Origin of the sequence: Aquabacter albus, assembly GCF_040049275.1 — a bacterium.
Classification (GTDB): Bacteria; Pseudomonadota; Alphaproteobacteria; order Rhizobiales; family Xanthobacteraceae; genus Aquabacter.
On sequence record NZ_JBDZDT010000006.1, the window covers coordinates 170728 to 184481 of the forward strand.

At 66.3% G+C, this 13754-nt stretch carries 15 protein-coding genes; 14 read left to right on the forward strand and 1 reads right to left on the reverse strand.

Features of this window, described 5'->3' with window-relative positions; translation table 11 throughout:
- Positions 1-3: 3 nt before the first annotated feature.
- From ABLE91_RS16415 to ABLE91_RS16445, 7 genes are all read left to right on the forward strand, one after another.
- Positions 4-636 carry a 2-hydroxychromene-2-carboxylate isomerase gene (locus ABLE91_RS16415; RefSeq protein WP_348932360.1) on the forward strand — a complete coding sequence of 211 codons (633 nt, stop codon included), beginning with the start codon at positions 4-6 and terminating at the stop codon, positions 634-636.
- Positions 633-983 carry a RidA family protein gene (locus ABLE91_RS16420; RefSeq protein WP_348932362.1) on the forward strand — a complete coding sequence of 117 codons (351 nt, stop codon included), beginning with the start codon at positions 633-635 and terminating at the stop codon, positions 981-983. Before ABLE91_RS16415 ends, ABLE91_RS16420 begins: the two co-directional genes overlap by 4 nt.
- Positions 984-1102: 119 nt before the next feature.
- Complete coding sequence (locus ABLE91_RS16425) at positions 1103-2416, forward strand: MFS transporter (RefSeq protein WP_348932364.1); 1314 nt, start codon at positions 1103-1105, stop codon at positions 2414-2416.
- A gap of 58 nt (positions 2417-2474) precedes the next feature.
- Positions 2475-2990: an MOSC domain-containing protein gene (locus ABLE91_RS16430; RefSeq protein WP_348932366.1), complete on the forward strand. Its 516-nt coding sequence runs from the start codon at positions 2475-2477 to the stop codon at positions 2988-2990.
- Positions 2990-3925, forward strand: a complete 936-nt coding sequence (locus tag ABLE91_RS16435) for a PDR/VanB family oxidoreductase (protein ID WP_348932368.1) — start codon at positions 2990-2992, stop codon at positions 3923-3925. The genes ABLE91_RS16430 and ABLE91_RS16435 overlap by 1 nt, the downstream gene beginning before the upstream one ends.
- Before the next feature lie 72 nt (positions 3926-3997).
- A complete protein-coding gene (locus ABLE91_RS16440) occupies positions 3998-4393 on the forward strand; it encodes a YciI family protein (RefSeq protein ID WP_348932369.1) in 396 nt (131 codons plus the stop codon).
- A complete protein-coding gene (locus ABLE91_RS16445) occupies positions 4390-5655 on the forward strand; it encodes an RNA polymerase sigma factor (RefSeq protein WP_348932371.1) in 1266 nt (421 codons plus the stop codon). The genes ABLE91_RS16440 and ABLE91_RS16445 overlap by 4 nt, the downstream gene beginning before the upstream one ends.
- A gap of 6 nt (positions 5656-5661) precedes the next feature.
- On the opposite strand, the gene ABLE91_RS16450 is transcribed toward ABLE91_RS16445, so the two are convergent.
- On the reverse strand, positions 5662-5799 hold the full coding sequence (locus tag ABLE91_RS16450; RefSeq protein ID WP_348932373.1) for a hypothetical protein: 138 nt from the start codon (positions 5797-5799) through the stop codon (positions 5662-5664).
- A 184-nt stretch (positions 5800-5983) separates the two neighbouring features.
- Here ABLE91_RS16450 and ABLE91_RS16455 point away from each other — a divergent pair, with 184 nt between their 5' ends.
- The 7 genes from ABLE91_RS16455 (at position 5984) to ABLE91_RS16485 (ending at position 13738) form a co-directional block, all read left to right on the forward strand.
- Positions 5984-6934, forward strand: a complete 951-nt coding sequence (locus ABLE91_RS16455; protein ID WP_348932375.1) for an ABC transporter substrate-binding protein — start codon at positions 5984-5986, stop codon at positions 6932-6934.
- Between the two features lie 104 nt (positions 6935-7038).
- Positions 7039-7701, forward strand: coding sequence for a helix-turn-helix domain-containing protein (locus ABLE91_RS16460; RefSeq protein WP_348932376.1), 663 nt, complete (start codon positions 7039-7041; stop codon positions 7699-7701).
- Positions 7702-7920: 219 nt separating this feature from the next.
- Complete coding sequence (locus tag ABLE91_RS16465; protein ID WP_348932379.1) at positions 7921-8817, forward strand: class II glutamine amidotransferase; 897 nt, start codon at positions 7921-7923, stop codon at positions 8815-8817.
- Positions 8814-9521, forward strand: coding sequence for a protein glxC (locus tag ABLE91_RS16470; RefSeq protein WP_348932380.1), 708 nt, complete (start codon positions 8814-8816; stop codon positions 9519-9521). Before ABLE91_RS16465 ends, ABLE91_RS16470 begins: the two co-directional genes overlap by 4 nt.
- Positions 9522-9535: 14 nt before the next feature.
- Positions 9536-10870, forward strand: a complete 1335-nt coding sequence (locus ABLE91_RS16475; protein ID WP_348932383.1) for an FMN-binding glutamate synthase family protein — start codon at positions 9536-9538, stop codon at positions 10868-10870.
- A gap of 76 nt (positions 10871-10946) precedes the next feature.
- The gene (glnT, locus tag ABLE91_RS16480) at positions 10947-12302 is read left to right on the forward strand and encodes a type III glutamate--ammonia ligase (protein WP_348932385.1); all 1356 of its coding nucleotides are present in this window, start codon (positions 10947-10949) and stop codon (positions 12300-12302) included.
- A gap of 179 nt (positions 12303-12481) precedes the next feature.
- Positions 12482-13738: a sarcosine oxidase subunit beta family protein gene (locus tag ABLE91_RS16485; RefSeq protein ID WP_348932387.1), complete on the forward strand. Its 1257-nt coding sequence runs from the start codon at positions 12482-12484 to the stop codon at positions 13736-13738.
- Positions 13739-13754 lie beyond the last annotated feature (16 nt).

A 13754-nucleotide genomic window follows, 5' to 3' on the forward strand; every position in this document is an offset into this window, starting at 1 on the left:
CCCATGTCCGAAAGCATCGACTATTATTTCTGGATCAATTCCGACTGGGCCTATTTCGGCAATCCGCGCCTCAAGGCGATGGCGGAGCGGTATGGCCTGAAGATCAACTACTATCCCGTCGATATCGGGGCCGTTTATGCCCGCACAGGCGGCATCAAGCTGCCGCTGCGCGCGAAGGAGCGGAAGGACTATAGGCTGCTGGAGATGCGGCGCTTCCGCGACCTTCTCGGCATGCCCATCAATCTCGAACCGAAATACATGACCCAGTCGGTGGAGATCCCCTCCCGCTTCGTCATCGCCGCCGAGCAGATGGGAACCCCGCCGCACGACCTCATCCACGCCGTCATGACCGCTTTGTGGGCGGAGGAGCGCGACATCGAGGACGAGGCGACCCTTGTTGCCATCGCGGACGGGCTCGGGCTCGACGGCGCCGCGATCCTGGCGCGTTCCAAGGAGCCGGCGGCGGAGAAGCGCTATTTCGAGAACACCAACCGCGGCATCGAGCGCGGCATGTTCGGCGCCCCGTTCTATTTCTTCCGGGACGAGGCGTTCTGGGGCCAGGACCGGCTCGAATATCTCGACCGGACGATCTCCGCCGCCCTCGGCACCCCCGCTCTGCTGAAGGCCGTGTCATGATCCGCCGCATCGGGGTCGGCCCCCGCCTCAGCGCAGCCGCCATCCATAACGGCGTCGCCTATCTCGCCGGCCAGGTGCCGAACGACCTCTCCCGCGGCATCGAGGAGCAGGCGGCCGACGTTCTGGCGACCATCGACGCAATCCTAGCGGAGATCGGGACAGACAAGACCCGGATCCTCAGCGCCACCGTCTGGCTGCCGGACATTTCCGATTTCAGCGCCTTCAACACGGTGTGGGACGCCTGGGTGCCGCCCGGCGACACGCCCGCGCGCGCCTGCATCGAGAGCCGGCTCGCCAACCCCGCCATCAAGGTCGAGATCGCCGTCATCGCCGCCCTTCCGGCCTGACGCGAGCGGCTGCGGCCGCGCCAAGGACATTCCCGATTGCACCCACGCCCGGACGCAGAAGCCGGACGGGGAGCGGTGACGCGTACCCAAAAATCCAGAGCTTCAATGGGGATTGAACAATGGCTGTCACTGATCAATTGGCACTGTCGCCGGCCTCCGCCGGCACCGCAAGCTTACGCCGCATCGTCTGGTCGTCCGTCATCGGCACGGCGGTGGAATGGTATGACTTCCTGATCTATGCGGTGGCGACCGCTTTGGTGTTCAACAAGCTGTTCTTCCCGGCCATCGACCCGGCCCTCGCCACCATCGCCGCCTTCGGCACCTATGCGGTGGGCTTCCTCGCCCGCCCGCTCGGCGCCGCCATCTTCGGCCATTACGGCGACAAGCTCGGCCGCAAGGCCATGCTGGCCACCACCATCATCATCATGGGGCTCGGCACCTTCCTCATCGGCTGCCTGCCCACCTATGAGCAGATCGGCATCGCCGCGCCCATCCTCCTCGTGCTGCTGCGCCTGTTCCAGGGCATCGGCCTCGGCGGCGAATGGGGCGGCGCCGTGCTGATGGTGGTGGAGAATGCCCCGTCCCAGAAGCGCGGCTTCCTCGGAACGCTCGTCCAGGTGGGCAATCCGGTGGGCAATCTGTGCGCGCTGGGTATCTTCGCTTTGGTCTCGCAGCTGCCGGAAAGCGACTTCCTCTCCTGGGGATGGCGCATCCCGTTCCTGCTCTCCATCCTGCTGATCGGCGTCGGCCTGTTCATCCGTCTGCGCCTGGAGGAGACGCCCGCTTTCCGCCAGATCAAGGCGAAGCAGGAAGTGGCGTCCATGCCCATCGTGGAGATCTTCACCCACCACCGCCGCGCCTTCTTCACGGCGGTGGGACTGAAGATCGCCGAGATCTCCTATGCCTCCATCGCGGGCGTGTTCGTCATCTCCTATGCGACGCAGACGCTGGGCATGTCCCGCAGCACCATCCTCAACGGGGTGATGCTCTCCTCCTTCATCGCGCTGTTCTCGATCCCACTGTTCGGCTGGCTGTCGGACAAATGGGGCCGCAAGACCCTGTTCTACCTGAGCTGCCTGTTCTGCATGGGCTTCGCCTTCCCCATGTTCGCGCTGCTCAACACCAAGGACCCGGTCATCGTTGCCGCGACCGTGGTGGTGGCCATCAGCTTCGGGCAGATGGTCATGTTCGGGGTGGGTGCCCCCTTCTATTCGGAGCTGTTCTCGGCCCGCCTGCGCTATAGCGGCGCCTCGCTGGGCTTCCAGATCGGCGCGGCCATATCGGGCGGGCTCACCCCCTTCATCGCCGCCTCGCTCATGGTGTGGAGCGGCGGCGCCACCTGGCCGATCTCGATCTACCTCATCGGCTGCGCCCTCATCACCACCTTCGCAACCTTCATGGCGCCGGAGACGGCCCGGAAGGAAATGGCCTGATCCCCTCCCCGGCCCGGCCGCGCGCCGGGCCGGTTTCACCGCCCACACGAGGTTCTCCATGCTTGCAAGCGAAGCAACCCTGGCGCCCAACGCGCCCGCCCTCGCCTTCACCGGCATCGTGCGCCACCTGCACATCACCGCCCGGGCCTTCCTGCCCATGCGGGCCATGCCCGAAATCACCCTCATCCCCGGCAAGGGGATCGAGGGCGACCGCTATATGATCGGCCGGGAGGAGGGCTTCTATTCGCAGAAGCCGGAGGACGGCCGCCAGATCACCCTGTTCGAGATCGAGACCCTGGAGGCGCTGAAGCGCGACCACGGCATCGAGCTCGGCCCGCAGGACCACCGGCGCAACGTGACCACCGAGGGCGTGCCGCTCAACCATCTGGTGGGCCGGCGCTTCTGGCTCGGCGCGACGCTCCTGGAGGCGACCCGCCTCTCCATCCCCTGCCGGCATATCGAGGAGATCACCGGCAAGGCCATCTTCGACCCGCTCATCAACCGCTCCGGCCTCAATTGCCGCATCCTTGAGGGCGGCGTGGTGCGTGTGGGCGACGTGGTGCGGAGCGCGTGATGCGCGCGATCCGCACGCGGGTGGCGGAGGCCGCCGCTGCCGGCACAGGCGTGAAGCGCTTCGTGCTGGAGGACCCGGACGGCTGGGAGCTGCCGCCCTTCAGGCCCGGCGGACATGTGGACCTCCATCTTCCCGACGGGAGCCTGCGCACCTACTCCCTCTGCAACGACCCCGCCGAGCAGACCCGCTATGTGGTGGCGGTGAAGCGCGAGGCGGATGGGCGGGGCGGCTCCATCCTGCTGCACGACACCGTGACGGCGGGAATGGAGATCGGCGTGTCCCTGCCGCGCGGCGGCGTGCCGCTCGCGGCCGGACGGCATGTCTTCGTCGCCGGCGGCATCGGCGTCACGCCATTCCTCTCGGCGGCGGCATCGCTCCAGCGTGAGGGGCGCGGCGACTTCGAGCTTCATGTGATCTCGCGCGGGCCGCCGCCCCTGGCGGCGGAGCTCGAACCCTTCCTGCGCTCCGGCCATGCGCGGCTCTACGACACCACCACAGCCCGCAGGCCCGATCTTTCCGCACTGCTAGGCGCCGCCACAACCGGCACGGCGCTCTCTTGCTGCGGGCCGCTCGCCTTGACAGAGGCGTTCGAGCAGGCGACGCGGGACTGGGCGCCCGAGGCCGTCCATGTGGAGCGCTTCGTGGCGCCCGAGCTGCCACCCGATCCGGATGCGCGGCCCTACCGCCTCGTGCTCGCCAGATCCGGCCGCGAGATGGATGTGGGGCCCGCGGTGAGCGTGCTGGATGCGCTGCTCCATGCGGGCATCGAGATTCCCCACTCCTGCTGCGGCGGCATCTGCGGCGCCTGCCGGGTGGACTGGCTGGAAGGCCGGCCGGTGCATCGCGACCGCGTCCTCTCCCCCGCTGAGCGCCAGCATGCTCTGATGGCCTGCGTCGCCTTCTCGGCCGAGGACCGGCTGGTGCTCGACCTCTGACCTTTTTCATCGACGGGGTGTCGGCATTGGCGTTACTCGTTCGTCTTCAGAACGGACAAGGAGCGCGCATCCATGCAGTACGCCATACTTTGCTACCATTCCGAAGACGTGGTCTGCGCCTGGAGCAAGGAAGAGGACGATGCCGTCATGGCCCGCCTCGCCGTGGTGCAGGACAAGCTCATCAAGCAAGGCAAGCTCGGCCCCGTGGCGCGGCTGCTGCCCACCTCCACCGCCACCACGCTGCGCAAGCACAGCGAGCCGGCTCTGGTGCTGGACGGACCGTTCGCCGAGACAAAGGAGCAGTTCCTCGGCTTCTACGTGGTGGACTGCAAGGACCTGGAAGAGGCCCTCGACATCGCCCGCGAGCTGGGCCGCGCCAATCCCGGCGGCTCCTATGAGATCCGTCCCATCTCGGTGATGTTCCCCGGCGTGCTCGGCGCCCCGGCCGCGGAGGCCGTGGGGGCGTGACCGACGTCGCCTGGATCAGCGCCGCGCTCACCTCCGCCCGCCCCCAGGTGGTGGCCGCGCTGCTGCGCTATTTCCGGGACCTCGACACGGCGGAGGAGGCGTACCAGGACGCGTGCCTTCGCGCCCTCTCCAACTGGCCGAAGAACGGCCCGCCGCGCGACCCAGCCGCCTGGCTCATATTGGTGGGCCGCAACGCCGCGCTCGATGCCGCGCGGCGGCGCACCCGCCAAGTGGAACTGCCGGACGAGGAGAAGCTCTCCGACCTCGAAGACACGGAAGCACAGGTGGCCGAACGGCTGGATGACGGCCACTATCGCGACGACATCCTGCGCCTGCTCTTCATCTGCTGCCACCCCGAACTTCCGGCCACCCAGCAGGTGGCGCTGGCGCTGCGCATCGTGTGCGGCCTGTCGGTGAAGCAGATCGCCCGCGCCTTCCTGGTGGGCGAGAGCGCCATGGAGCAGCGCATCACCAGGGCCAAGGCCCGCATCGCCGGCGCCGAGGTGCCGTTCGAGGCGCCGGGGGCCATCGAGCGGGCGGAGCGGCTCGCGGCCGTCGCGGCGGTCATCTACCTTATATTCAACGAGGGTTATTCCGCCGGCAGCAGTGAGACCGAGGCCCGCGCGCCCTTGTGCGACGAGGCCATCCGCCTCTCCCGCCTGCTGCTGCGCCTGTTCCCGGCGGAGCCCGAAATGTTCGGCCTCGCCGCCTTGATGCTGCTCCAGCACGCGCGCCTGCCCGCCCGGTTTGACAAGGCCGGCGAGATCATCCTGCTGGAAGACCAGGACAGGGGCCTCTGGAACGCCAAGATGATCACGGAAGGGCTGGCGCTCATCGACAAGGCCATGCGCCACCGCCGTCCCGGCCCCTACCAGATCCAGGCGGCCATCGCGGCACTCCACGCCCGCGCCAGGACGCCTGACGAGACGGACTGGGCGCAGATCGAACTCCTTTACGGCGCGCTCGAGCGCTTCCAGCCCTCGCCCGTCATCACGCTTAACCGGGCGGTCGCCGTCTCCAAGGTGCGCGGGCCGGAAGTGGCGCTCGCTTTGATAGAGCCCCTTGCCCCGCAGCTTTCCGGCTATTTCCATTTCTTCGGGCTGAAAGGCTGGCTCCTGCTCCAGCTCGGCCGCCGCGAGGACGCCCGTGCCGCCTTTGACCGCGCCATCGCCTTGGCCAATACGGCAGCGGAAGCAGCGCACATCCGCATGCATCTCGACCGGCTGGCGAAGGACAGCGAGGAGAAGGTGGCGGGCCACTGAGCGCTGCTATCCCGCCCCCATCCCGCCGACCCGCTCGCCCACCAGGAACCACACCACCGCAAGCGCGACGATGCCGCCAAAAATAATACCGATGATCAATGCGGCCGAAACTCCACCCGCCTGATCGCGCCAGCGCAATCCCATAGGCGCCTCTCCTCTTCCCGGCCCTCACCTCCATAACGCTTGGGAAGGGCCGGAGGCTCCCGCATTTCCGACCATTATAAAAATCGATTTCTTATGGTGCCGCCTGTGAAGCCACGCTAGAAGCGGGCCCCAATTCAGAGTCACGGGAGGATGATCGATCGTGCTCAAATCCCAGATTGCCCCTATGGCCCTTGCCTCCCCGGCCTTTGAAGGCACTTCAGGTCACGCCCAGGTGGAGACCCGGCTGAACCTGATGGTGTTCCAGGGGATGCAGAACCTGCCGTTGTTCGCGGCGCAGGCGAAGGGCTTCTTCGCCAGGCGCAACCTCGTCGTGGACGTGAAGATCGCCCCCAATTCCGATGAACTGCGCAACGGGCTCGCCGAGGGCCGCTACCAGATCGTCCACACGGCGGTGGACAACGGGGTCGCCATGTCGGACATGGCGAAGGTGGACATCGCGGCGGTGATCGGCGGCGATGACAGCTTCAACCATTTCTATGTCCAGCCCGACATCGCCTCGATCGCCGACCTCAAGGGCAAGACGGTGATCGTGGACGCGCTCAACACCGCTTATGCCTTCCAGGTCTATGAGGTGATGAAGCGCAACGGCCTCGCCAAGGGCGACTATGGCGTGAAGCCCGTGGGCGCTACCTTCAAGCGCCTGGAAGCCATGGAGCAGGACAAGGAGGACAAGGCCTCCACCCTCAACCCGCCCTTCTCCATCCGCGCCGACAAAGCGGGCCTGAAGGACACGGGCTCCATTGTGAAGATGATCGGCCCCTATCAGGCGACCGCCGGCATGGTCCTGCGCACCTGGGCGAAGGAGAATGAGGACACCCTGGTGAGGTATCTCCAGGCCTATATCGAGGGCCTGCGCTGGGGCCTCGACCCGGCCAATGCGGAGGAGACGACGACGCTCCTCGCGGACGGCCTCAAGCTCCCGCCTGACGTGGCCGCCGCCGGCTATGCCATCGTCGCCGATCCAAAGACCGGCCTCACCAAGGACGCCGCCTTCGACATCGAGGGCTTCAAGAACGTGCTGAAGCTCCGCACCGACTGGACCGGCCAGCCCACCGGCCCGGTGGAGACTTATGTGGACCTCTCCTATTACCAGAAGGCCCTCGCCGGCCTCTGAGTAAGGCCGCGGCCTTCGTTTCGCTTTGCACAAAGACCGAACGGCGATAACCTTTTTCCTGTGAAGAAACCGGCACGGCCGGACGCAGGAAGAGGCGAAAGCACTTGGCCGAGCGCAAACCGAAGGCGGCACCAGCGGAGAGCGGCGATCCGGCCGAGTACATCACCGGCTCCGGCGCCCCCGCCGCCCGCGCCGGAACACTGGAGGATGCGCTCGGCGTCCAGGTCCGCTCCATCCGCCGGCAGCTCGACCTCACCGTCTCGGACCTCGCGGGCGCAGCCGGCATCTCGGTGGGCATGCTGTCCAAGATCGAGAACGGGCAGATCTCCCCTTCCCTCGCCACGCTCCAGGCCATCTCCAAGGCGCTGAACGTGCCCATCACCACGCTCTTCTCTGCTTTCGAGGAGCGGCGGGACTGCTCTTTCGTGCGCTCAGGCCAGGGCGTGGTCATCGAGCGGCGCGGGACCAAGGTGGGGCATCAATATGAGTTGCTGGGCCACGGGCTCGGCGGCGACATCGTGGTGGAGCCCTATCTCATCACGCTGACCGAAGAGGCGGTGCCCTATACCGAGTTCCGCCATGCGGGCGTTGAGTTCATCTACATGCTCTCCGGCGAGGTCATGTATCGCCATGCCGACCGCGCCTACCATTTGCGGCCCGGCGATTCCCTCATGTTCGATTCCGGCGCGGCGCACGGGCCAGAGGAGCTGATCGTGCGGCCGATGACGTATCTGTCGGTGATCGTCTATGCGCGGGATGCCAGATAGGCATCGCTGTCCCGCCGTCATGGCCGGGCTTGACCCGGCCATCTCCCGCAGGACCGGGTGCAACCGGACTCCCGGGAGATCCCCGGGTCAAGCCCGGGGATGACGTCTGAAGGGAAGTAAGTTTTTCCTACTAAGAAAATTTTATTCCCAGATCATTGACGCACCCAGTGACCCGGCGTACCTATCGGGCAGATCCAGTCCGGCACCCGGAGCGCCCTTATGTGCGGCATTGTCGGTATCTTCCTGAAGGACCCGAAGCTTGAGCCCGAGCTCGGCGCCATGCTCGCTTCCATGCTGTGCGTGATGACCGATCGCGGCCCGGACAGCGCCGGCTTCGCCATCTACGGCACCGGCGACAGGGACCATGTGAAGCTCTCTTTGCGCGCCGCCGAGGGCTATGATTTCCAGAGCCTCGCCAATTCCATCTCGCTCGCCTCCGGTGGCGCGCCCAAGGTCTCGGTGCGCGCGAGCCACGCCATCTTGGAAGTGCCGGCCGCCCATGAGGCGGAAGTGCGTGCGGCGCTCGCGCGCCATCCGGACGTCGCCATCGTCGGCTCCGGCACGCGCATGGAGATCTTCAAGGAAGTGGGTCTGCCGAGCGACGTCGCCGTGCGCTTCGACCTGCCGAAGATGTCTGGCACCCACGGCATTGGCCACACCCGCATGGCCACGGAGAGCGCGGTGACCACCGCCGGCGCCCACCCCTTCTCCACCGGCGCCGACCAATGTCTCGTGCACAACGGCTCGCTCTCCAACCACAACGATCTGCGGCGGAACCTGAAGCGCGAGGGCCTCGCCTTCGCCACCGACAATGACAGCGAGGTCGCGGCCGCCTATCTCACCTGGCGGATGAAGCAGGGCGCTTCGCTGGGCGAGGCGCTGGAAACAGGCCTGAAGGACCTCGACGGCTTCTTCACCTTCGTGGTGGGCACGGAGAGCGGCTTCGGCGTGCTGCGCGATCCCATCGCCTGCAAGCCCGCCGTCATGGCCGAGACCGAGCGCTATGTCGCCTTCGGCTCCGAATACCGCGCGCTGGTGGACCTGCCGGGCATTGCGAACGCCAAGGTCTTCGAGCCCGAGCCCGCCACCGTCTATTTCTGGGACCGCGCCGCATGAACGCCGTCAGCCCCGACATCACATTCGACCTTGCCGAGGCGCCGCTGCGGGAGTTGAATTCCGCGCTCCACAAGGCCACCGGCGAGAGCAATGCGCGCCGCTGGCGCGTGCTGAACCCCAATGGCCGCCACGCTCTGGCGGCCGGCGTCAACGCGCCGCTCACCATCGAGGTGGACGGGCATGTGGGCTATTACTGCGCCGGCATGAACCAGCAGGCGAACGTCATCATCCACGGCAATGCCGGGGTGGGCGTCGCCGAGAACATGATGAGTGGCTTCGTCCATGTGAAGGGCGATGCCAGCCAGGCGGCCGGCGCTACCGCCCATGGGGGTATGCTGCTCATCGACGGCAATGCCTCCGCCCGCTGCGGCATCTCCATGAAGGGCGTGGACATCATCGTGAAGGGCTCGGTGGGCCATATGAGCGCCTTCATGGGGCAGGCCGGCAGCCTCATCGTCTTCGGCGATGCCGGAGAGGCGCTGGGCGACAGCCTTTATGAGGCAAAGCTGTTCGTGCGCGGCACGGTGGCGAGTCTGGGCGCCGACTGCATCGAGAAGGAGATGCGGGACGAGCACAAGGCGCTTCTGGCGGAGAAGCTGGAAGCGGCGGGGCTTTCGGGCAGCGTCGATATCGGCACGTTCAAGCGCTACGGCTCGGCCCGGCGCCTCTACAATTTCCATATCGACAATGTCGATGCGTATTGAGGGGTGAGGACACCATGACCGCCCATTCCAACATCCCGCGCACCCTACCCCGCTTCTCCGCCACCTTCGACCCGCACACCCTTTCGGAAATCCGCCGCGCGGCGGCGACCGGCATCTATGACATCCGGGGCGCCGGCACGAAGCGCAAGCTCCCCCATTTCGACGACCTGCTCTTCCTCGGCGCCTCCGTCTCGCGCTACCCGCTGGAGGGCTACCGGGAGAAGTGCGGCACCGACGTGGTGCTGGGCAGCCGCTTCGCGAAGAAGCCCATCCACCTGAAGACCCCCGTCACCATCGCCGGCATGAGCTTCGGGGCGCTGTCCGCCCCCGCCAAGGAAGCGCTGGGGCGCGGGGCGTCCGCCATGGGCACCTCCACCACCACGGGCGATGGTGGCATGACGGCGGAGGAGCGCGGCCACTCCTCCATCCTCGTCTACCAGTATCTCCCCTCGCGCTATGGCATGAACCCGGACGATCTCAGAAAGGCCGATGCCATCGAGGTGGTGATCGGCCAGGGCGCGAAGCCCGGTGGCGGCGGCATGCTGCTGGGCCAGAAGATCTCCGACCGCGTCGCCGCCATGCGCACGCTTCCGAAGGGCATCGACCAGCGCTCCGCCTGCCGCCACCCGGACTGGACCGGGCCGGATGATCTGGAAATCAAGATCGAGGAGCTGCGCGAGATCACCGATTGGGAGAAGCCCATCTATGTGAAGGTGGGCGCCTCCCGCCCCTATTACGACATCTCGCTGGCCGTGAAGTCCGGCGCCGATGTGGTGGTGCTGGACGGCATGCAGGGCGGCACGGCGGCGACGCAGGACGTGTTCATCGAGCATGTGGGCCTGCCCATCCTCTCCGCCATCCGCCCCGCCGTTCAGGCGCTCCAGGACCTCGGCATGCACCGGAAGGTGCAGCTCATCGTCTCCGGCGGCATCCGCTCCGGCGCGGATGTGGCCAAAGCTCTGGCGCTGGGGGCGGACGCGGTGGCCATCGGCACGGCGGCGCTGGTGGCGCTGGGCGACAACGACCCGCAGTATGAGGCCGAGTATCAGGCGCTGGGCTCCACCGCAGGCGCCTATGACGACTGGCACGAGGGCCGCGACCCCGCCGGCATCACCACGCAGGACCCGGAACTGTGGTCGCGCCTCGATCCCGTGAAGGCCGGCCGGCGGCTCGCCAACTATCTCGGCGTGATGACGCTGGAGGCGCAGACCATCGCCCGCGCCTGCGGCAAGAGCCATCTGCACAATCTGGAGCCGGAGGACCTCGTGTCCCTCACCGTGGAAGCCGCCGCCATGGCCGGCGTGCCTCTTGCAGGGACCAACTGGATTCCGGGCCAGACCACCTACTGATGTCCCGCAGGGCCCTCGACGGCGCTGCGTTCAACAAAACAGCCGACCAGAACCAGACCTTCCAGGGGACGTGACGATGACCCGCTTTCCAGAGATCGCGCGCGATGCCGAAGGCCGCGCCTCCGCCGCCTCTTCCATAAACCTGGAGAAGGTGGCGAAGGACAAAGGCATCAAATATTTCCTCATCTCCTATGTGGACCTGTTCGGCGGCCTCAGAGCCAAGCTGGTGCCCGCCCAGGCCATCGGCGAGATGCAGAAGGCCGGAGCGGGCTTTGCCGGCTTTGCCACATGGCTCGACATGACGCCGGCGGACCCGGATCTGTTCGCGGTGCCGGACCCCACCTCCCTCATCCAGCTGCCCTGGAAACCGGAAATCGGCTGGCTCGCTTCCGACCTCTATATGGACGGCAAGCTGGTGGAGCAGGCACCGCGCACAGTCCTGAAGAAGCAGCTCGCGGCGGCCAATGAGCTGGGCTTCGAGATGAAGACCGGCGTCGAATGCGAATATTTCCTCATCTCGCCGGACGGCTCGGGCATTTCGGACGCCTCCGACACGGCGGAAAAGCCCTGCTACGACCAGTCCGCTTTGATGCGGCGCTTCGAGATCATCAAGGAGATCTGCGACAGCATGCTCTCTTTGGGCTGGGGCGCCTACCAGAACGACCATGAGGACGCCAACGGCCAGTTCGAGATGAACTGGAATTATGACCACGCCTTGCTCACCGCCGACCGGCACGTCTTCTTCAAGTACATGGTCAAGTCTATCGCCGAGAAGCACGGCCTGCGCGCCACCTTCATGCCGAAGCCCTTCATCAACCTCACGGGCTCCGGATGCCACGTGCATGTCTCGCTGTGGAAGAAGGGCAAGAACGCCTTTTCCGACCCCAAGGGCGAGCTGGGCGTCGCGCCGCTCGGCTACAATTTCATCGGCGGGCTGATCCACAACGCGGATGCGCTCTGCGCCCTCACCAATCCCACGGTGAACTCATACAAGCGCATCAACGCCCCGCGCACGCTGTCCGGCGCCACCTGGGCGCCCAATACCGTCACCTATACCGGCAATAACCGCACCCATATGATCCGCATTCCCGATGCAGGGCGGTTCGAATTCCGCCTCGCGGACGGCGCAGCCAACCCTTACCTCCTCCAGGCCGGCGTGCTGGCGGCGGGGCTGGACGGCATCACCAATGCCCGCGACCCCGGCAAGCGCCTGGACATCAATATGTATACGGACGGCCATAAGGTGAAGGGCGCCAAGAAGCTGCCGCTGAACCTTCTGGATTCCTTAAGGGCGCTGGAGAAATCCAAGGTTCTGAAGGAGAGCCTCGGCGAGAGCTTCGTCTCCGGCTACCTGAAGCTGAAGACCGAGGAATGGAATGCCTATTCCCGCCACCTCACCCAATGGGAGCGGGACAACACGCTGGATATTTGAGAGAACTGCTTTCGTTGAGCGCTGCCATTCCCTCTCCCGCTTGCGGGGGAGGGTTAGGGAGGGGGCCGGTCGCAGGCCGGAAGCGTTCGGAAAATGGAGGGGTCGCGTCTGCCCCCTCCCCAGCCCTCCCCCGCAAGCGGGAGAGGGAGCGCATTGGTAGCTGGAGACGAGTAGAGAACATGTCCGCCCGCTATTCGGTCTTCAGCCTCATCGCCAATGCCTTCTCCGGGCAGAAGGGCTGGCAGCCCGCATGGCGCGATGCCACGCCGAAGCCGGATTATGACGTCATCATCATCGGCGGCGGCGGGCATGGGCTGGCCACCGCCTATTACCTTGCCAAGGAGTACGGCATCCGCAACGTGGCGGTGCTGGAGAAGGGCCATATCGGCTCGGGCAATGCGGGGCGGAACACCACCATCATCCGTTCCAATTATCTCCTGCCCGGCAACCAGCCCTTCTACGAATGGTCCATGAAATTGTGGGAGGGCCTGGAGCAGGACCTCAATTACAACGCCATGGTCTCCCAGCGCGGCGTGCTGAACCTCTATCATTCCGATGCCCAGCGCGACGCCTTCGCCCGGCGCGGCAATGCCATGCGCCTGTCGGGGGCCGACGCCGAATTGCTGGACCGCGAGCAGGTGCGGGCCATGGCGCCGTTCCTGAACTTCGACAATGCCCGCTTCCCCATCCAGGGCGGGCTGCTCCAGAAGCGCGGCGGCACGGCGCGGCACGATGCCGTGGTGTGGGGCTATGCCCGCGCCGCGGACAAGCTGGGCGTCGATATCGTGCAGAATTGCGAGGTCACCGGCTTCATCCGCGAGAACGGCGCGGTGGTGGGTGTGGAGACCACGCGCGGGTCGGTGCGGGCGAAGAAGGTGGGGATGGCGGTGGCCGGCTCCACCTCGCGCGTCGCCCGGCTCGCGGACCTGCGCCTGCCCATCGAGAGCCACGTGCTCACCGCTTTCGTCTCGGAAGGGCTGAAGCCGCTGGTGCCGGGGGTCATCACCTTCGGCATGGGGCATTTCTATGTGAGCCAGTCGGACAAGGGCGGCCTCGTCTTCGGCGGCGACATCGACGGCTACAATTCCTACGCCCAGCGCGGCAATCTGCCTGTGGTGGAGGATGTGTGCGAGGCCGGCATGGCGGTGATGCCGCGCATCGGCCGGCTGCGCATCCTCAGAAGCTGGGGCGGGCTTCTGGACATGAGCATGGACGGCTCGCCCATCATCGATCTCACGCCCATCCCCGGTCTCTATCTGAATTGCGGCTGGAACTACGGGGGGTTCAAGGCGACGCCCGCCTCGGGCTGGTGCTTCGCCTGGACGCTGGCGAAGGATACGCCCCACACGCTCAATTCGGCCTTCCGGCTCGACCGCTTCCGCACCGGCCACGTCATCGACGAAAAAGGTGTCGGCGCGCAGCCGAACCTGCACTGATCAGTAGGGTCGACCC